Source organism: Vulcanisaeta moutnovskia 768-28 (assembly GCF_000190315.1).
GTDB lineage: Archaea > Thermoproteota > Thermoprotei > Thermoproteales > Thermocladiaceae > Vulcanisaeta > Vulcanisaeta moutnovskia.
Genome location: NC_015151.1, coordinates 591,981 through 610,938, shown reverse-complemented (window position 1 = coordinate 610,938; position 18,958 = coordinate 591,981). Strand labels below are relative to the sequence as shown.

At 41.5% G+C, this 18,958-nt stretch carries 18 protein-coding genes; 11 read left to right on the top strand and 7 right to left on the bottom strand.

Annotated elements, in window-relative coordinates; genetic code table 11:
* The first annotated feature begins 75 nt into the window (after window positions 1-75).
* A complete protein-coding gene (locus tag VMUT_RS03330) occupies window positions 76-402 on the top strand; it encodes a hypothetical protein (RefSeq protein ID WP_013604015.1) in 327 nt (108 codons plus the stop codon).
* Window positions 403-474: 72 nt separating this feature from the next.
* On the opposite strand, the gene VMUT_RS03325 is transcribed toward VMUT_RS03330, so the two are convergent.
* Window positions 475-813, bottom strand: coding sequence for a hypothetical protein (locus VMUT_RS03325; protein ID WP_013604014.1), 339 nt, complete (start codon window positions 811-813; stop codon window positions 475-477).
* An 80-nt stretch (window positions 814-893) separates the two neighbouring features.
* Window positions 894-1,766 carry a serine protein kinase RIO gene (locus tag VMUT_RS03320; protein WP_013604013.1) on the bottom strand — a complete coding sequence of 291 codons (873 nt, stop codon included), beginning with the start codon at window positions 1,764-1,766 and terminating at the stop codon, window positions 894-896.
* Window positions 1,767-2,003: 237 nt separating this feature from the next.
* Between VMUT_RS03320 and VMUT_RS03315 the strand changes: the two genes are divergently transcribed.
* The 8 genes from VMUT_RS03315 to VMUT_RS03280 all read left to right on the top strand — a co-directional run bounded on the left by VMUT_RS03315 (window position 2,004) and on the right by VMUT_RS03280 (window position 11,333).
* Window positions 2,004-2,309, top strand: a complete 306-nt coding sequence (locus tag VMUT_RS03315; RefSeq protein ID WP_048057156.1) for a 4Fe-4S dicluster domain-containing protein — start codon at window positions 2,004-2,006, stop codon at window positions 2,307-2,309.
* Entirely contained in the window at window positions 2,293-3,474 is a 1,182-nt protein-coding gene (locus tag VMUT_RS03310) for a 2-oxoacid:acceptor oxidoreductase subunit alpha (protein WP_013604012.1), read from the top strand. Before VMUT_RS03315 ends, VMUT_RS03310 begins: the two co-directional genes overlap by 17 nt.
* Entirely contained in the window at window positions 3,471-4,307 is an 837-nt protein-coding gene (locus VMUT_RS03305) for a thiamine pyrophosphate-dependent enzyme (protein WP_013604011.1), read from the top strand. Before VMUT_RS03310 ends, VMUT_RS03305 begins: the two co-directional genes overlap by 4 nt.
* Window positions 4,308-4,418: 111 nt before the next feature.
* Window positions 4,419-5,009, top strand: coding sequence for a 2-oxoacid:acceptor oxidoreductase family protein (locus VMUT_RS03300; RefSeq protein ID WP_148224640.1), 591 nt, complete (start codon window positions 4,419-4,421; stop codon window positions 5,007-5,009).
* Window positions 5,010-5,013: 4 nt separating this feature from the next.
* Window positions 5,014-8,427, top strand: coding sequence for a hydrogenase iron-sulfur subunit (locus VMUT_RS03295; RefSeq protein ID WP_013604009.1), 3,414 nt, complete (start codon window positions 5,014-5,016; stop codon window positions 8,425-8,427).
* Between the two features lie 5 nt (window positions 8,428-8,432).
* The gene (locus VMUT_RS03290) at window positions 8,433-9,557 is read left to right on the top strand and encodes a (Fe-S)-binding protein (protein WP_048057153.1); all 1,125 of its coding nucleotides are present in this window, start codon (window positions 8,433-8,435) and stop codon (window positions 9,555-9,557) included.
* Between the two features lies 1 nt (window position 9,558).
* Window positions 9,559-10,539, top strand: a complete 981-nt coding sequence (locus VMUT_RS03285) for an electron transfer flavoprotein subunit alpha/FixB family protein (RefSeq protein ID WP_013604007.1) — start codon at window positions 9,559-9,561, stop codon at window positions 10,537-10,539.
* On the top strand, window positions 10,539-11,333 hold the full coding sequence (locus VMUT_RS03280) for an electron transfer flavoprotein subunit beta/FixA family protein (protein WP_013604006.1): 795 nt from the start codon (window positions 10,539-10,541) through the stop codon (window positions 11,331-11,333). The genes VMUT_RS03285 and VMUT_RS03280 overlap by 1 nt, the downstream gene beginning before the upstream one ends.
* 1 nt (window position 11,334) lies before the next feature.
* On the opposite strand, the gene VMUT_RS03275 is transcribed toward VMUT_RS03280, so the two are convergent.
* On the bottom strand, window positions 11,335-11,652 hold the full coding sequence (locus VMUT_RS03275) for a translation initiation factor aIF-1A (RefSeq protein WP_013604005.1): 318 nt from the start codon (window positions 11,650-11,652) through the stop codon (window positions 11,335-11,337).
* Window positions 11,653-11,696: 44 nt separating this feature from the next.
* A complete protein-coding gene (locus VMUT_RS03270; RefSeq protein ID WP_013604004.1) occupies window positions 11,697-12,632 on the bottom strand; it encodes a 60S ribosomal export protein NMD3 in 936 nt (311 codons plus the stop codon).
* A gap of 86 nt (window positions 12,633-12,718) precedes the next feature.
* On the opposite strand from VMUT_RS03270, the gene VMUT_RS03265 reads away from it, so the two are divergent.
* Both VMUT_RS03265 and VMUT_RS03260 read left to right on the top strand, forming a co-directional pair.
* Window positions 12,719-13,648 carry a S1C family serine protease gene (locus VMUT_RS03265; protein WP_013604003.1) on the top strand — a complete coding sequence of 310 codons (930 nt, stop codon included), beginning with the start codon at window positions 12,719-12,721 and terminating at the stop codon, window positions 13,646-13,648.
* Between the two features lie 50 nt (window positions 13,649-13,698).
* Window positions 13,699-14,844: an alkaline phosphatase family protein gene (locus VMUT_RS03260; protein ID WP_013604002.1), complete on the top strand. Its 1,146-nt coding sequence runs from the start codon at window positions 13,699-13,701 to the stop codon at window positions 14,842-14,844.
* 1 nt (window position 14,845) lies between these two features.
* On the opposite strand, the gene VMUT_RS03255 is transcribed toward VMUT_RS03260, so the two are convergent.
* The 3 genes from VMUT_RS03255 to VMUT_RS03245 are packed head-to-tail and all read right to left on the bottom strand — an operon-like array spanning window position 14,846 to window position 18,913.
* Complete coding sequence (locus tag VMUT_RS03255; protein WP_013604001.1) at window positions 14,846-16,186, bottom strand: signal recognition particle protein Srp54; 1,341 nt, start codon at window positions 16,184-16,186, stop codon at window positions 14,846-14,848.
* Window positions 16,187-16,221: 35 nt separating this feature from the next.
* Window positions 16,222-17,277, bottom strand: a complete 1,056-nt coding sequence (locus VMUT_RS03250; RefSeq protein ID WP_013604000.1) for an ATPase domain-containing protein — start codon at window positions 17,275-17,277, stop codon at window positions 16,222-16,224.
* 46 nt (window positions 17,278-17,323) lie between these two features.
* Window positions 17,324-18,913 carry a PINc/VapC family ATPase gene (locus VMUT_RS03245; protein ID WP_013603999.1) on the bottom strand — a complete coding sequence of 530 codons (1,590 nt, stop codon included), beginning with the start codon at window positions 18,911-18,913 and terminating at the stop codon, window positions 17,324-17,326.
* Window positions 18,914-18,958 lie beyond the last annotated feature (45 nt).

The window sequence follows — 18,958 nt, the reverse complement described above, 5'->3', positions numbered from 1 at the left end:
TTAGTTTATAGCGTAATTTAATAGCATGTGTATGAAACAACTGATTTTAAAGCAGACACTGTAAGGGAAGAAATAATGAGTATGCGAGTTGCTGGTTTAGTCGCTGATTTGCTCATGAGGACTTGCAATGCTAGTTCAGTGGAGAGGCAGTCATTCATGGATGGCTCTAGGTACATGATTAGGTTTAGTGATAATAATAACATGGAGGTTCATTTAGTGGATAGAGGTGAGAGACTTTTTGCTGAATTTTGGATTAGTACATATGCAACGCCAATAATGATAATCGAGTATATAAACGCAGGTATAAAGCCATCAAGTATTTGTGAAGAGATATGTGCATTAATTCGTATAATCAGCGAGTCATTGATAAAACATGGTGAAAAGAGCACTAAAGCCCAATAACCTAACCGTAATGCAAGAAATGTAGAAGCTAACACAAAGTAATTAAGGTGCGGGATCATTAATTTCAGCATATTATAAATAGTCCAAAATCCCGCCTTTTCTGCTTACGGTCATGGCCGTCGTACCAGGTAGCACATCATTTGTTAATATCCTTATTAAGTCATTCCAGGTAAGTGTGTCTTTAATGGCCCAATCAATTAATTCCTGGGTATGATTACTAAGTATCGAAAGGAATTTCTGCCAATTAATACCTGCCCTGGCTAATTCCCGGTTCCAGTGGTTCCATAGGTACTTTGCAATTTCATTACCAAACCATACAGAGAATGAGTCACAACTAGGGCCATTACACACACTCCTCCTTTTTACTATTCTATCCTTAATGTCCTTAGGTTCAGGTGGTATTGGTAACATTACAAGTAAAATACCCTGAAGTATTATATTAAGCTACCGCCTAGGTAATATACTAGGTTCCTCCATGTAGTTGTGAAATGCTAGGTCAAATCATCGATTAATCTCTTACCGTTTATTAATAACCAACCCTCCCTATCGCCTATTACTTCACCCTTAATTTCATATCTACGTAGTAAGGCACCGAGCAATGCCTTACCATCAAACACCTTAAGGCGAAATTCCTTACTAAAGTACCTACTTACATTTTCAATGTCTCTAAGCAGGAACTCAGTCGCGTTAGGGTGATTAGCCTTTACGGCGCTACCCCAATCAATTATTACTAACTCATTTCCTGTGTTTACAATATTGAATTCACTTAAGTCTGAATGAATTATTTTACCCAGAATAAACGCTCTCTCGATATACCTAATAATTGTGAGATAGGCTATTTCAGGGTCTTTAGGCGGTGCATCCTTAATTAATGGTGCTGGCACGCCACTATATCCCTCATAGCTTATGAATTCCATGACCAGGATATTCCTATTGAAGGTTATCGGCTTAGGTACCCTAACCCCTGCATTATATGCATCGCTTAAATTGCTAAACTCCTTCTTGCACCAATACTCAATAAGCTTTCTCGTATTCGTGATCCTTGCATTGGCAAATCGTGGATCACCAAGCAGGTACTTATACCTACCCCTAATGAATTGTGCTGTAGATGTGTAGAATATCTTCAGTGCAATATCCGTGCCGTCAGACGCCTTAGCCCATATCACCTTAGCCTCTTTACCCTGCGCAACTGGTCCGTAAACCTCCTGAACGATGTGTTTATTCATTAATTCCCTTAGGGCATCTATTGTGTATTGATTAAATACGTCGTCAACAGTCTTTAACTGATCAATATCCTTTATTCTAAACCTCCTACTCTCTACTCTATTCCGAATAATTCTATCTATATTATCGTGAACACTCACTGAAATTAATTAATGAAAGTAGCATTTTATATACCAGTGCAGTCCGTAAAGATCATTTTGCTTACTTTCATGAGAAATATTCTAATGAATTCAATATATAAGAATAAATAAAAATGCATGCAAAAGGTTAGTATCAATAGGTATTGTACGATTGAAGAAGAAAAAAGATTTAAAAACATTTCTAATGAAAATAATTAAGCAAATATGATTTTAGCTCAACATGACGAGGTTTGGTCCATGCGTAGGCTCGTTAATCTCCATAAGATGAAACGACCAATTGGTAAGATTATCGTTAACCCTGATCTTTGCAAGGATTGCAGGTTCTGTATTGAGTTTTGCCCTAATGACGTTCTTGAAGAATCTAAGGACGTCAACATCAAGGGTTATCACTACCCAGTTGTTAAACCAGGTAAGGAACTTGACTGTGTTGCTTGTAGAATGTGCGAGAAGGTTTGCCCTGACTTCGCCATTACCGTTGTTTCAGAGGAATACATAACTTATGATAAATACTATGGGGTGAGTAGGCATGCCCACAGTGGCTGAGCTTTATAAAAAGGATCTGGATAAATTATTGAGGCCTGGTATTCACTTTCTAGATGGTAATACTGCGGTTGCTGAGGGTGCGGTAACGGCCGGTTGTAGATTTTACGGTGGTTACCCAATAACTCCGTCAAATGAGATTGCTGAGTATATGTCGTATAGGTTACCTCAGGTTAATGGTAAGTTCATACAGATGGAGGATGAGATAGGTAGCATAATGTCTGTATTAGGCGCATCGGCTGCTGGGGTTAAGTCGATGACAGCAACATCAGGTCCTGGCTTCTCCCTAATGCAGGAGGAGATTGGGCTTGGCTCAATGCTTGAGATTCCAGCTGTGATTGTTAATGTTATGAGGGCAGGTCCATCAACAGGAATACCAACATTACTAGGGCAGGGTGACATTCTTCAGGCTAAGTATGGTTCTCATGGCGATTATGAAATAGTGGCTTACCTGCCGGCTAATCCTCAGGAGGCCTTTGACTTCACGATAAAGGCCTTCAATATGGCTGAGAAATATAGGGTAGTAGCAATAGTGCTTTCTGATCAATTAATTGGGCATATGTATGGTAAGGTCAGGGTTCCTGAGTTTGATGAGATTGAGATCGTTGAGAGACCAAAGCCAACGGTACCGCCAGATCAATATCTACCCTATGATAGTAGGTATTTAGTACCGCCCATGGCTATTGCCGGTACTGGCTATAGGGCTAATAATGAATCATTAACACATACTGACAAGGGATATCCAACCACTGATAGGGATTCTTCGTTTAAGCTCGTCATGAGGCTCGTCCGTAAGATTAGGGAGAATGAGAAGGAAATAGCGGAGTGGGAGGAGTACTTACTTGATGATGCTGAGTATGTCATTGTTTCCTATGGCTCGACCTCAGGCTCTGTAAGGAGAGCAATAAAGGTATTGAGGGCACAGGGCTATAGGGTTGGTATGCTTAGGCCGAAGACGGCTTGGCCATTCCCTGGTTGGGTTGTGGAGAACTTGGTTTCGAGGGGCATTCAGAAGCTCATAACTGTTGAGGTCAATATGGGCAAGATGTACCATGTAGTTAGGGAGTTTTCTAAGGGGGTTCCTGTGGAGCATATACCGTATGCCCCTGGTTATATTCCTGATCCTGATTATGTAATAAATAATGTGAGAAAGGTGATCGAGAAATGAGTGTAGAGGCTGAAGTAACAACCACGGGAGTTAAGGTAGAGCTTCCCAAGTCCTATGAGGATATTAAGGACTTAATAAGGATTGATAGATTACCGCATATATGGTGCCCAGGATGTGGATTAGGGATACTACTTAAGCTATTAGCGAGGGCTATAAAGAACTCTGGCATACCAATTGAGAAGCACGTGATAGTCACAGGCATAGGCTGCACGGGTAGGCTTGGTGGGTATTTAAAGTTAGATGCATATCACGTAACTCATGGTAGGGCTATACCATTTGCCGTGGGTCTAAAAATGGCTAATCCAGAACTCGAGGTGACGGTAGTCGGCGGTGATGGTGACATACTGGCCATTGGTGGTAACCACTTCATACACGCTGCTAGGAGGAATGATGATATTAATGTCATAATAGTAAACAATTTTATCTATGGAATGACTGGTGGGCAATACAGCCCAACTACACCTAAGGGTGCTAAGACGACGACATCACCGTATGGTCATTACGAGAATCCATTCAATGTACCATTACTAGCATATGCAGCAGGGGCTTCATATGTGGCTAGGTGGACTGTCCTACACCAGAATGAGCTTTATCAATCCCTCCTTGATATGTTTAAGGTTAAGGGCTTTGCTGTTGTTGAGGTCTTATCGCCCTGCATAATCTATACTGATAGAAATGCCATGGGTGATGCTGTCGACTTAATGAAGGTTTTGAAGGAGAGACCGGTAATAGATCATAATGCGAACTTGGCTGATTTAGAAATAGACTTTAGCATGAAGAAGGTAATCCTGGGAAATTTTGTGAAAAGAGAGAGACCTATTTCATATGGATAGTGATCATAAAATTTAAACTTTCTTCTTGTTGTTACGTATAGTTTAAAATAATTTTTGTCAAACTAGAATAAAATTTATTAAGGTTTCATAATTATTTATCAATAGAAAAATATGCAACAACAGCTCGATCAGATACGTATTAGGCTTATGGGGCTTGGCGGTCATGGCATAGTCTTTGCCGGCAGACTTCTGGGTATGGCAGCTGCAATGGGTGGTCTTGACTCAATACTAACAATAACGTATAGTCCTGAACAGAGAGGTGGTTGGTCTAGAGCTGATCTTATAATAGCTAAGGAGATGGTTGATTATCCGCTTATTGATGAAGCTGACGTATTCCTTGCAACTAATCAACAGGCATTTAGTCTTGAGTTTAAGAGTCTCCGTAAGGGTGGTATATTTATTTATGAAAGTACAATATATAAACCAGCAATTTCAAATACTAATGATTACGTAATAATTCCTGTACCAGCAACGGAAATAGCGGAAAGTGTAACGGGCAGGAGATTAACAATGAACGTAGTCCTTGTTGGTGTTATTACGGCAATTCTCGAACCACTATTAAAGGAGGATTATATAATTAATGCAATAAGGAATGTGACGAGGAGGGCTGGTAAGCTCGATACTTCCATCCAGGAAATGAACATAAAGGCGTTCCAGGCGGGATTTGATTATGGTCGTAAATTCCTACAGGGGTTAAGGTGATTGCATGCCCACAAACAGGATTCTTATTCTAGGTGGTGGTATTGCTGGTATTGAAGCTGCCCTGGCTTTAGCCAACATGGGTTATAGGGTTACGCTTGTTGAGAAGTCCCCAGCTATTGGCGGTAAGATGGCGATGCTCGATAAGACATTTCCAACACTGGATTGTAGCATATGTATAGAGGGTCCATTAATAAGTGATGTTGCTAGGCATCCATACATCGAGTTATTATCGCCAGCCGAACTACTTGATTTATCAGGATCTCCAGGCGACTTTAAGGCTAGGATACTCGTTAAACCCAGATACGTAACTGATGATTGCACCAAATGTGGCCAGTGTGAAGATGTATGTCCGGTGGTTGTTCCTAGTGAGTTTGAGGCAGGTATTGGCGCGAGGAAGGCCATATACCTACCATTCCCACAGGCGGAACCACTACCATTCCCACAGGCGGAACCAGGTATATACATGCTGGATATAGATCATTGTCTCAATAAACCACCAAATTACTTTCCATGTGATAGGTGCGCCAAGGCATGTGATAGGAATGCCATAATATACACAATGATGCCAAAGGTCATAGAGCGCGACGTGGCTGCCGTGATCGTGTCAACCGGTTTCGAACTTGAAAGGAGTGACATCCTTGGAGAGTATGGATATGGCAAGCATATGGATGTTGTAACCTCACTTGAATTTGAGAGGCTTGTTAATGCGTCAGGACCATCAAGTGGTGTCGTTGTTAAACCGAGCACCGGCGAGGAGCCAGAGAACGTATTGCTTGTGTCCTGTGTTGGCTCAAGAAATAATAAGTATAATGATTATTGTTCAGGTTTTTGCTGCACATACTTGCTTAAACAAGGTATATACGCCAAGGTACTTCATGGCATTAAAAATGTGACTATAATGTACATGAATGATGTTAGGACGTACGGTAAGGGATTCGAGAGTTTCTTCGATAGAGCCCTCAAGGAAGGGGTAAACATTGTTTGGGGTAGACCGGAGATAGTTGGTGAGAGGAATGGTAAGATAATCGTTAGGTTTGAGGATACCAGGAATAAAAAAGTTACTATGAAGGAGTATGACATGGTTGTTCTCGCACCTTCCATAAAACCTGTTAGCGACATGAATAAGTTAAGTAAAATATTAAGCATTTCATTGAATAGGGCTGGCTTTGTAAGAGCAGAGTCAACAAATCCCACATTAACCACAAGACCAGGTATTTTTGTTGCCGGTTCAGTTAGTAAACCTAGGGATATCTCCGAATCAGTGGTCACTGGATTAGCCGCTGCAATACAGGCAATTAGGTATGCAGGTCCTGGTATGATTGAGGAGGAGAAGTATGAGGAAACTATAGAGCCATACCCAATCAGGGTAGGTGTATTTGTATGCCACTGCGGCACAAATATAGCCGGTGTAGCCGACGTACCAGCCTTGGTTGAAGCAGCTAAGCAAATGCCTGGCGTTGTCCATGCTGAGGATCTCCAATTCGCATGTGCAAAGTCATCACTAGACAGAATAACAGAGGTAATAAAGGAGAAGAAACTGAATAGAGTGGTCATTGCTTCATGTTCCCCAGTTACGCATCTCAGATTTTTCCAAGACTCCGCCAAGAGGGCTGGCCTTAATCCATACCTCGTGGAGATGACTAACATTAGGAACCTAGACACTTGGGTGCACAACGATAGGAAGGCGGCCACAGAGAAGGCGAAGGACATGATAAGGATGGCGGTAGCCAAGACTCATCACATGGTACCATTAAATACGATAAAACTGCCAGTAATTAAGAGGGCATTGGTTGTTGGTTGTGGGCCAGCTGGTCTCGCGGCAGCTACTGGATTAGCCGGTGCAGGTATTGAGACAATACTTGTCGAGAAGGCTGATGAGTGCGGTGGCATGCTTAGGCATCTAAATAGGCTTGAGCCTGAGGGTATTGAGGCTAGGAAGTTACTCGATAAAATGGTTGAGGAGGCTAAGGAGGTCGGTGTTAAGTTCATGCTTGGGGCAACGATTAAGGATGTCTCTGGATTCACAGGAAGCTTCCATGTAGTTCTTAGCAATGGTGCAGAATTTGATGTTGGTGCGATAGTAGTTACTACGGGTGCTAAGCCTTACATACCAAGTGAATTTAATTATGGTAAGGATCCCAGGGTATTAACAACATTAGATCTTGAGAATGGGAAGACCGTTGATGGCAAGAATGTGGCAGTAATAAACTGCGTTGGTTCTAGGACCAGTGGTAGGGGATGTTCAAAGTATTGTTGTGCCGTGGGTTTGAGTAAGGCAATTGAACTAAGGAACCAGGGTAAGAATGTAGTCCTAATTTATAGGGATATAATGGGTGTTGATCCCGAGGTCGAAGATCTATACAAGAAAGCTAGGGATGCTGGCGTTCTCTTCATTAGAATACCAAGAAAGGCGGAATTAACCGAGGCTATAAAGATGGATAATGATAAGTTGATAGTTAATGATGTTGAGTTAGGGGATGATGTTGAGGTACCATTTGACAATATTGTCCTTAACATAGGCTTAGTACCAAGTGAGGATACGGACGAGGTCTCTAAGGTACTGAGACTTTCCAAGGATCAGGAGGGCTTCTTAATGGAGGCTCATCCGAAACTTGGCCCCGTGGATACGATGACGCCTGGAATATTCATAGCAGGTGCTGCCAGGGGTCCAAAGAACGTGGCTGAGACAATAGCTGAGGGTTACGCAGCTGCATCAAGGGCGTTGATGATGCTTGCCCAGGGCTATGTCACTAAAGAGCCATTTATTCCAAAGTTTGATTGGTCTAAATGCACTAAGTGCGGTCTCTGTATTAAGGCTTGTCCATATGGTGCCATTAGGGGTGTACCGGGTAAATGGATTGAGCACATACCAGCCGCTTGTCAGGGCTGTGGTTCATGCGTGGCCGAGTGTCCACAGGACGCCATAACACTTGAGGCTTTAAGTGATGATGCTATTATGGCTCAGATTGATGCTGCCCTGGCTGAGGAGCCTGAGAAGAAGGTTGTCATGTTCACATGCGCCTACTGTTCCTACTGGGCCGCCGATAATGCTGGCATATTTAAGATGCAATACCCACCATATGCTAGGATTATTAGACTTCAGTGCAGTTCTAGGTTGTCTTGGAAACATGTTAAGCATGCCTTTGAGCTTGGTGCTGCTGGAGTTTTCGTGACTGGTTGTAGGCTCGGTGACTGCCACTACATAACCGCGAACTACAACACGGTCAAGAGATTCGAAAACTGGAAGAAGAGATTAAAGAACATAGGTGTGAGGGAAGAGAGGTTCCAATTAAGACTATTTGGTGCTCCGGATGTAGTTGACCTTGTCGAAACTATGAAGGAGGCTGAGAAGGTTGTTAAGACTGTGACTAAGGAGGAGATTGAGCAGACGAAACAAAGAATAAAGCAATTGAGGTGATAGACATGCCAGTAACCGTTAACTTTGGTCTTAGGGAGGAGCTCCTTAAGATAGTACCCACATTAAGCCTTTGCTATCAATGCGGTACATGTAGTACTTACTGCCCAATAACTGATGAGTCATATAATATTAGGCTAATTGTTAAGAAGGCTCAGCTTGGTATCGTTGATCCAAAGGATTACAAGGTCATTTGGGACTGCGTAACCTGTGGCACCTGCCAAACCCTATGCCCTAACAACGTTGAAATTGTGAATCTTGTGGAGGTAATTAGAACAATGGCGATGAAGTCCAAGGTATTCCCAACAAAGATTAATGAGATACTTTGGAAGATTTATGAGAACCAGAATCCCTGGGGTTACACAGTCACTGATAAAAGAAGATTCTTAGCTCAATTCAGTGGTCTAATTAATAATGAAAACCCAGATGTGGTTATTTATCCATGCTGTTTATCAATTGGAGATCCAAGAGTTCAGAAGCACATTAAGGCCTTGATTAGGGTATTGACCAAGGCCGGCCTCAAGGTAGGCATGTACACTGGTTTATCTTGCTGTGGTGACATTATTGAGCATACAGGTAACAAAGTATTCTACGAGGAGTACACAGCAAAGTTGAGGGACTCAATAATGAGTAGTGTTAAGGCTCCAGTAATAGTGACATTATCACCACACTGTGAGTACTCACTTAAGAAGTATCTTAAGGGTGTTAAGGTTGTTCATTACGTTGAATTGCTTGATGAACTTATACGTAGTGGTAAGTTAAAGATTGATAAGAAGGCAGACATTACCGTGACTTATCATGATCCGTGTTACTTATCTAAGCATCAGAGAATTATTGAGGAGCCCAGGAGAGTAATCACATCAGTACCTGGTGTTAGGCTTGTTGAAATGGCTCACTCAAGGGAGAAATCCCTTTGCTGCGGTGCTGGTGGTGGGGGTATAACCCTTGAGACTAGAGTATCCACTGATTTATCGAAGCGCAGGTTGAAGGAGGCCATCGATACTGGTGCATCCATCGTGCTTACAGCATGCACCTATTGCTTTAGGATGCTTGAGGATGCGAATAAGGTCGTGAAAACTAACATGAAGGTTATGGACCTAGTTGAGTTCCTAGACAGTATTATGGGTGATTAACATGAGCGAGTGGAGAGGAATATTCGTATTTATTGAGCAGGACAACGGTGAGCTGGAGAGGGCTTCACTTGAGGTTTTGACGAGAGCAGGTGAACTGGGTAGAAGATTTAATGAGGATGTTCTCGGCGTATTATTAGGCCATGAATTAAGGGACATGGCCAAGGAATCCTCTAGGTATGGTGCCGATAAGCTCATCATTGTTGATCACCCTGACTTAAGGCATTACAATAGTGATGCCTATACTGAGGTCATGACTTACTTAGTTAATAAGTACAGGCCTAGATACTTATTATTACCAGCTACTAGGAATTCGAGGGATCTCGCGGGTAGACTGGCCGTTAGGTTTAGAGCTTGTTTGAGTGCTCATGTAATTATGGTTGATATTGATGAAAAGGATAGGAAGTTGGTCACTGCAGTACCTGGTTTTGGCGGTAATATAGTCGCTACTGTGGTTTGTACAGGTGGTAAGCCTGAAATGGCCACTGTAAGTCCAGGAACCTATGAAGCCAGGTTAAGTGATAAGGAGGCTACCGTAATCGAGGAAGCGGTTCCTGAGGATGTATTGAAGGGTCACAGAATAGAGCTTGTAGAGAAGAAGACCTCACCAATGCCAGACTTATCAAGGGCCGAGAAGGTTGTTGTGGCTGGGCTTGGAACTGGTGGTGATCTAGAGTTAATTAGGGAATTCGCAAACCTAATTGGTGCTGCTGTTGGTGTAACGAGACCACTTGCAGACATGGGTATAATACCTAGGGATTATCAAATAGGCACTACAGGTATTTCGTTAAGAGCTAAGACAGTATTCGTATTTGGCGCCAGCGGTGCCCCACACTTTATCTATGGTATCAGGGATTGCGGCACAATAGTTGCGGTTAATACCGATAGGGAGGCACCAATATTTGAGAACTGTGATTACTGTATTGTGGCTGACTTATTCGATTTGCTTAAGGCATTGATAAAGGAGTTGAGGGGTGGTAAGTGATGGTCTCTCTCAGGAACATAATAGTTACAATGAAGGTAACGCCAAAGCCCGAGGAGATAAGGTTTGATCCAGTCACTAAGACTGTCGACAGATCAAAGGCGACTAATGAGATAAATCCAGCGGATAAGAATGCCCTGGAGCTAGCCCTACAATTAAAGGAGAAGTTCGGAGGTAGGGTGATCATACTGTCCATGGGTCCGCAATTCTGGGATCAATTCCTTAAGATGGGCATAGCCATGGGCGCCGATGACGCGGTATTAATAAGTGATAAAGCATTGGGTGGCTCCGATGCCTTTGTAACCTCTAGAGTCCTTGCGGCCGCTATTAAAAAGATAGGTGATTATTCGGTTATTATTACTGGTGAGGAGAGTGAGGATGGTTCAACGGGGCAAGTACCTCCTGGCATAGCTGAGTGGTTGGGTATTCCAGCAGTTACATATGTTTCTCAGGTCATTGATGTAACCGAAGATTCAATAATTGTCAAGAGGACTATTAAGGGAGGATACGAGATTGTTAAGGTTAAGATGCCTACCGTAATATCAGTAGAACTCGGTGTAAATACACCTAGATTTCCAGATTTTGAGAGGTTGCAGTGGGCCCAGAGCCAGTTCAAGACAACAGTATGGGGTATTAAGGACCTAAGCCTTACTGAGGATGAGGTTGGCTTTAAGGGTTCATTAACTGCCGTGACGGAGCTAAGGGAGTTAAGGCCTCGTGAACGTTTACGCCAATTCATTGAAGGGAGTCCCGAGGATATAGCTAAGGAGCTCATTAAGAGGCTTGGTTTAAAATAAATTAACCCGCTAGTTCGTCTAATTGGTTTAAAATATCGGCATAACCACTTTGTCTTAACTCATTGACCTCACCCTTTTCATACTTATAGATTAAGTCGGCCCTATTCGGTTCAAAGTCCCATGGTGCAACCAGGATGTAATCACCAATTCGAAGCCACATCTTCTTTCTATACTTACCTGGTATTCTCACGAGTCTAATCTTACCATCTTGGCAAACGGCCTTTGCCCTATCATCACCGACAAGTTCTATTACCTTAGCAAGCATTTCACCCTCCTCCGGTAGGCGAACCTTACTTCCTTGTTGATTCTCTTTGGGCATTTACGATAATTAATTTCATGTCTTTATAAACCCAACCTTTGTAATTAACACATGCCACTAAGTACGTACTTATCATTATCAATAGTGATCTCTAAATTCTTTGAGTTTTTGTTCTCAATGCACTTGGTTTCATAGTTCGGTATCGAGATCTCGCTCTTAATAATATCATTTAATTTAATATTCACGATCTCTTTACTAGCTAATTCCATTAACTTAATAGTATTCTGTGAGTAGGCGAGAACATAGTAAGGCTTATTTGAGTACATGATTATTGAACCACGGTTTAAAGGAACCAAGACCACACTAATGCTTAATTTCGTGATTACCTTATCTCCACGACCTCTAACCACACTTTGGCTCTCAATTACCCTGCTTGGTATTGTTTTATGTATTTTGTAGGCTATGGATCTTGCAAGACCCTGATCTGAGAGCTTAATATCAAGTCCTTCCCACGCATCCTCAATCTTTAAGAAGCCACTTCTTTCATCCTTAATAGTTTCTTTCCTCACAATATCAATAATTATCCTCTTTAATTGTCCATCCATGGGGATTACACTCCTGACCTGAATAATGGCCTTCTCCTTCTCATTAATCATATCTCTACACCTTGGGCATAATTCCTCACTATACCTAATCTTAACCTGTACATACTCATCATAGTCATTAATAAGTTCATGAACAGAGCCCCTAATCTTAACCGTGGCATTGTTTAATCCATGCCTTAATCCAAGGCTTTCAATAGAAACGCTTGTGACCTTACCTTGATACTCTATGGACTCTAGTATCAGTTTCTCAATAATCTTCGGATCCTTCACCCACCTTCCCTTATAAAGGATTGCACCACAACTTGGGCATCTCACGATACCAACAATCTCCCTCTTTACACTTGCCAATGGATGAGTCCTTCTATAGCAGTCTGGGCATAATCCCTCAATTAATATGTCAGTCTCCCTACCGCATAATGCACATATTTTACGCATTTTCCCATAGCATCCTCAAAGAGGGGATAAATAAATCATATTTTTCATTACCATAATACTTAATATATTAAGGGCGCAAAGTACTTGTGAGTAAGGATATAGAATCGAGGATTATAGATATCGTTAATGAGATGAAATCGTCAGTTGTCAGTATAATAACGACAAGGTTAATGGTTGATGAATGGTTAAACGCAGCACCAGTTAGGGGGCTTGGTACGGGCTTCTTCATTGATGACAAGCATGTGGTCACGGCAAATCATGTCGTGCAGGACGCTGCGGAATTAATCATAGTTACACCAGAGGGTGATGAATACGAGGGCGAATTATTAGGTAGAGATCCCGAGTTTGATGCAGCATTAATAAGGGTTGAGGGTGCTAAATCAATTAAGTCCGTTAAACTTGGTGATTCTGATAAGCTTAAGGTAGGGCAAATGGTGATTGCCATTGGCTATCCGCTTGGCTTGCTTGGAGAACCCACGGTAACCTTAGGCGTAATCTCAGCAATTAGTAGAAGCATAAGAACTCCTGTGGGTGTACTTGAGGGTTTAATACAGACGGATGCCGCAATTAATCCAGGAAACTCTGGAGGTCCTTTACTTGATCTTGATGGTGAGGTTGTCGGTATGAACACCGCAATAATAGCCGGTGCCCAGGGAATAGGATTTGCCGTACCTATAAACCTGGTTAAGTTAACTATCGATGAAATACTAAGGTTTGGTAGGGTTGTTAGACCTAGGTTAGGTATATATGGTATTGATTTGAGTAAGCCCATGGCGAAGTACTTCAGGATACCCACGGAAAAGGGCGTGCTTGTGGTTGGTGTTTTACCTGGCTCACCAGCTGATGATGCTGGTATTAGGCAGGGTGATGTAATTACGGCAATAGACGACGAGGAATTATCAAGCATTATTCAGCTAAAGGTACATTTAGCCAGGAAATTCATTGAGGGTAATAGGGCGTTTGAATTAACAGTGGTTAGGGGCAGGACTAGGTATAGGATCAAGGTTAGTATTTGAGCTATTATCTCATGGGAATTGTTAAAAAATAAATTATATTATTAGGATTGATGGATGAGTTTGCAGTACCTAATTACGCAGGTCTTAGTATTCAAAACTTGGCAAATACGTTATTGTCACACTTCGGCGCGGTGCCTAGAGGCCCTAAGTTAAGGCTTGACCTTGATCTTAACAACCACGTAGTCCTAATACTAATCGATGGGCTTAGTTACCAGGATTTAGTAAACACCATGGGTGATTCATTACCTGTGAGTAGGCTATATAGAATAACCACGGTATTTCCCACAACAACATCCACGGTATTAACAACATTATTCACTGGTCTAAGCCCCGGGCAACACGGTGTCTTAGGCCCTAACTTATATGTTAAGGAGCTTGGTGCTATAATTAACACGTTATCTATGGGTCCAATAATTGGTGAGAGGGACGGTCTTCATAAAATGGGTTATGACTTGAAAAAGTTCTTTCCAGTGAAATCGACAATATTTGAGGAATTGAGTAATATGGGTATAAGGAGTAGGGTTTACGTACCTAAGGGTTTATCTGGTGGCTTATCAAGAATCACCTATACTGGTGCTGAAATTGTGGAGTACGCGACACCATACGACGCAATAATAAACGCATCTAAATTCCTTAATGAATACGAAACGAGTTTCGTGCATATCTATATAACTACCGTAGATTCTGCATCACATAAGTATGGCCCTAACTCTGAGGAATGTGGTGCTGTAATTAGGGAGACGGTTGATTCAGTAATTAAAATGGCTAAGAAGTACATGGTTAATTTCACGGTCTTAATAACCGCAGATCACGGTCATGATGAAATTAAGAACAATATTAAGGCTAATGATATACAGGGCCTAATGAAGTTGTTAGATACACCACCTTATGGCGATGCAAGGGCTATTTACTTAAGGCTAAATGATGGATCAAATACTAATGAATTAATAACGTTACTTAATAAGTATAATATAAATGGGCATTTTCTCAGTAAGGATGAGGCAATGAGTATGGGCTTATTTGGTGAGGTCTCAAGTGATATTGCTGATAGGATTAGTGACGTGATTTTCATACCAAATAGCGGTTCAGCCTTTATTTACCTGTATAGGCCTGATAATGAGGAGTTATTAACTTTCAGAGGACAACATGGTGGCTTAACTGAAAGGGAATTGTACATCCCATTAATTCAATTATAACTTACTCACTGGTTAATCTGCCTAGTCTTCTACGTGACTTCTTTATTTGGTTAACCATCTTCCTCATTAATTGGTAGTAATTCAGTAATTCCTTAACGTCCTTGGAAGTTACACCAGCGCCCTTGGCTATTCTACGTATTCTAGAGGCATTAATTATTTCTGGGTTTAATAATTCCTCCTTAGTCATTGAATCAAGTATGTGTCTCCATCTCCTAAGCATCTCCTGGGCATTGCTTACCTTCTCCTCATCAAGCATAACAGTCCTATACTGCATTGGTAGCATACTTGCTGGTAGTAACTCCATTATCTTACTTAGAGGGCCTAGCTTCATTATGGAATCAATCTGCTTCTTAATGGTTAGTAGATTTATCTTACCCTCCTCAATCTCCTCCATTATTTTATCCTCCTCCTCAATAGCCCTTACCTTCTCAATCAATGCCTCAAGATCGCCCATGCCTAGTAGTCTTGAAACGAATTTATTAGCATCGAAAATCTCTACCTCATCAATATCCTCACCGATACCGATGAACTTAATCCTCGCGCCACTTCTTATTACTGATGTTAATGCACCGCCAGCCTTTGCTGTACTATCCATCTTCGTCAAAAATACGCTATGTATTGGCACATACTTCATGAACGCTTCGGTTTGAGCAGCAGCCTGCCTACCAATTGTTGCATCGATCACGAGCATTACCTCATCAGGCTTAGCCTCATCATAAATTGCCTTAGCCTCCTTCAGCAATTCCTCTTCATTCCTATGCCTACCTGCAGTATCAATTATTATTAAATCAACCTTATTTCGTTGCATGTACTCAAGACCATGCCTAAGTATGGCTATAGGATCCTTCGAATCCTCCTCTCCATAAAACAACGCATTAACCTTCTCAGCTAACTGCTTAAGTTGGTAGTACGCGCCAGGTCTATAGGTGTCAGTTTCAATGAGACCAACCTTCAGATTTCTCTTGATATAGAACCTGGCGAGTTTAGCCGCTGTTGTGGTTTTACCACTACCCTCAATGCCAATTAGCATTAACTTATATGGTCTCTTACTAATGTTAACACTCGGTACTTCCTCACCACCCAAGGCCTTAACCAATTCTTGGTAAAGAAGGTATAGTAAGAATTCCTTGGATGTAATACCTTGTGGAGGCTTCTCTTGTCTAAATCTTTCCTCAATGGTTTTCGTTATTGAGGAAACGACATCAGCACTAACGTCAGCCCTCAATAATATCCTCTGTATCTCCCTTAATATCTCCTTCAGTGTTGCTTCATCTATGTAGTTCAATCCCCTAATCCTATTAACCAGGTTCGTGAATGCCTCAACCAATGGATTTGGCGCCACTGCAGTTCAGTCCTTTCTTAATCCCTATAAATAATTTATTGCGGGTATTGTTGCGTCTCGTAGTACTGGGACGTATAATATTGCTGCTGTGGATAGTAATAATAGCCCTGTGAATATTGCTGTCCGCAGTAATAACCCTTGTAATAATTAAGTGTATTTTCATCATTTAAGGGGCCTATTACGTAAATACCACCAGGCCCTATTTCATATATTAACTTTATTGGCCTAATGGGCATCCATCTCATCTTCCTAATGAACATAATCCTCGCTAGACACCCAAAGTCACTGTTAGCCATCGATATCTCTCTGAGAGACAGCATTATTACACCACTCGCTAAGTACTCCTCGACGCCAAATCTACTAAGCTTATTTTCCTCACCAGTAGGTATCTCTGACGTCATTATTGTGGTCACGTCCTTCATCCTCTTAAGCTGGAAAACGAGTTCCCTAAGGTACTCCCTTATCCAAATGACATCTTGATGGCTCATTATTATCAATGGTGCTATTGGATCGATAACGAGTCTCTTAACATCATACTTCTTAACCTGCTCGATAATCATCTTAGCCAAATCCCTCGGATCAAGGGTTATCTTCTCATCACGTGCATAAATTCTAAAATAGGTCCTGAAGTCCGCCACTATTAACTTGCCTCCTCTTTCATAAGAGTCAAGGTCCCAACCAAGGGCATCACGAACACCCTTCTTAACATCCTCTGATGGTTCATCTACCGTTACGTACATGCCAACTTCACCAAGATCAGCACCCGTCCTCAGGAATGTCAGGCTGAATATTGTTTTTCCTGTACCTGCCTCACCAGCGATTAGATAAACCTCGCCCCTTTTAAGCCCGCCACCAAGTATATACGCATCTAAATAATTAATACCTGTTAATGCCTTATCCTCATAATAATAGTAGTAATATGGATATTGATCCTGTGGATACTGCATTGTCTGCGTATTGTATGGATATTGGTAATAGGTCATTGTATCATTATAGTAATTACCTGTTTGATAATTTCCATAGTAATTATAATTATTATAATTCGAATAAGCATCCGATTCAGTGGTCACTGACTTCCTTATTGAATTCATATTACCTGTCAATAGTTATAAAAGTGCTTATATATGTTGCGTTTCATTACTGTTCTTTTGGTCTTACCTTAAGTTGAACATTGAACTTTCTCCTAATATTCTCAAGCTTAGGTAGACCCTTAGAAATAACAGCGCCTATGTATGCATCGGGGACTTGGATAATCACTGAACCATCATCGCCCTTAATTATTGATATTTCCTCAGGAGGTACGTACTTCCTCAAAACCCTAACAATTCTACTAATCAATCTCTTATCACCAACTGCCTGGCCTACTCTACGTGACTTAGTAATTGGTGTTACAAAAATCTCCTCACCAAATACATAGATCTCATACTCGACAACATCATTTATGAAGTCCTTAACAATAACCACAGGTCTTGCTAAATCTTCCTCGCTCATACCCTCAGGAACCTTAACGGTGAGTTCAAGGCTATAGACCTTCTGAACCTCACCGTCCTTCATAAACAATACCGTGTCTATTATCGATGGAAGCATGCCAAGCTCTGTCCTACCTATGAACCTCTGTATGGCATCAATGGGACTTGTTGCATGTACAACACCAACCATACCGACACCGGCGAGTCTAAGGTCTATGTATAATTGAAAGTCAGCCGTATCCCTCATTTCATCAAATATTGTGAAATCAGGCCTAGATAGTAATAATAAATCATGAACTTCCTCAGATGAGGCATAGGTTTTTGATATTTGCGTTATCTCATTAGGCAGTATCATGTCTCTTGGGGATTCAACTGTCTTAACTACCTTACCAAGGCTCATGTAATACTCAGCTAATGCTTGAGCGAAGGTTGTCTTACCTGCGCCAGGTGGACCGGCTATTAATATTCCCTCGGCTTGTTTGCTCAACCTGTCAAGAACCCTTGGATGAAGTGCGTATTCCTCAAGTTTTCTCTTAATTAATGGTTTTACGGCAGTTATCTCAATGCCGTCAGATACAGGGGGTAGCGCAATGACAATCCTATACTCACCATGTTGTATTATTAATGAATTCTCCCTCCTAATCTCAACTCTAGTATTACTATCGGCCATTAACGATGCTGATATCAACTCCCTAACTACTCTCTCAAGGTACTCCCTACCGAGTGGTTCATTACCAAGAGGCACTAATTGCCAATTTCCCGGCCTACCCTTCTTGGCATAGGGTATTGAACCCTCCTTTAGATGCACAGACATAGTATCATTATCGAAGAACCTCTCTATCTCTAATCTATCCTTATGCTGACCTATGAACAACGTCTCAATGCCCATTGCTCGCGAGATCTCAAAGTTCATCTCATCACTAGTTACTAAAATTGCACCTAATTCTCTAGCTAATTCTCTAACGATTTCATCAACAGAATGCTGATCCGGCCTTGAAATCGACTTAGGAAATATTGATACATACTCTACCTTTACATCCTCAAGGCCAAGTTTATTTATTGAATCCATTATATAATTCAATTCCCTAATACCTAACCATCCCAATGCACCTCCAGCTCTAGCTTCATTCTCAAACCTTCTAATGACTTCGGTATGTATTAGTAACCTACCCCTAATATTGCCCCTTAATATTGCCTCCTTTAAACTACCATCCAAAAACACTGATGTATCAGGTATGTAAATAGTGCTTACCTGCATTCCACTTATCGCTAAGTAATCGATACTAAGTACCCTTAATAAACA

What these genes read in the sequence shown, in the direction of transcription:
- VMUT_RS03330 (WP_013604015.1), top strand. Translation starts at nt 76, where the DNA reads ATGAGTATGCGAGTTGCTGGTTTAGTCGCTGATTTGCTCATGAGGACT.
- VMUT_RS03325 (WP_013604014.1), bottom strand. Translation starts at nt 813, where the DNA reads ATGTTACCAATACCACCTGAACCTAAGGACATTAAGGATAGAATAGTA.
- VMUT_RS03315 (WP_048057156.1), top strand. Translation starts at nt 2,004, where the DNA reads ATGCGTAGGCTCGTTAATCTCCATAAGATGAAACGACCAATTGGTAAG.
- VMUT_RS03310 (WP_013604012.1), top strand. Translation starts at nt 2,293, where the DNA reads ATGCCCACAGTGGCTGAGCTTTATAAAAAGGATCTGGATAAATTATTG.
- VMUT_RS03305 (WP_013604011.1), top strand. Translation starts at nt 3,471, where the DNA reads ATGAGTGTAGAGGCTGAAGTAACAACCACGGGAGTTAAGGTAGAGCTT.
- VMUT_RS03300 (WP_148224640.1), top strand. Translation starts at nt 4,419, where the DNA reads ATGCAACAACAGCTCGATCAGATACGTATTAGGCTTATGGGGCTTGGC.
- VMUT_RS03295 (WP_013604009.1), top strand. Translation starts at nt 5,014, where the DNA reads ATGCCCACAAACAGGATTCTTATTCTAGGTGGTGGTATTGCTGGTATT.
- VMUT_RS03290 (WP_048057153.1), top strand. Translation starts at nt 8,433, where the DNA reads ATGCCAGTAACCGTTAACTTTGGTCTTAGGGAGGAGCTCCTTAAGATA.
- VMUT_RS03285 (WP_013604007.1), top strand. Translation starts at nt 9,559, where the DNA reads ATGAGCGAGTGGAGAGGAATATTCGTATTTATTGAGCAGGACAACGGT.
- VMUT_RS03280 (WP_013604006.1), top strand. Translation starts at nt 10,539, where the DNA reads ATGGTCTCTCTCAGGAACATAATAGTTACAATGAAGGTAACGCCAAAG.
- VMUT_RS03275 (WP_013604005.1), bottom strand. Translation starts at nt 11,652, where the DNA reads ATGCCCAAAGAGAATCAACAAGGAAGTAAGGTTCGCCTACCGGAGGAG.
- VMUT_RS03270 (WP_013604004.1), bottom strand. Translation starts at nt 12,632, where the DNA reads ATGCGTAAAATATGTGCATTATGCGGTAGGGAGACTGACATATTAATT.
- VMUT_RS03260 (WP_013604002.1), top strand. Translation starts at nt 13,699, where the DNA reads ATGGATGAGTTTGCAGTACCTAATTACGCAGGTCTTAGTATTCAAAAC.
- VMUT_RS03250 (WP_013604000.1), bottom strand. Translation starts at nt 17,277, where the DNA reads ATGAATTCAATAAGGAAGTCAGTGACCACTGAATCGGATGCTTATTCG.
- VMUT_RS03245 (WP_013603999.1), bottom strand. Translation starts at nt 18,913, where the DNA reads ATGCAGGTAAGCACTATTTACATACCTGATACATCAGTGTTTTTGGAT.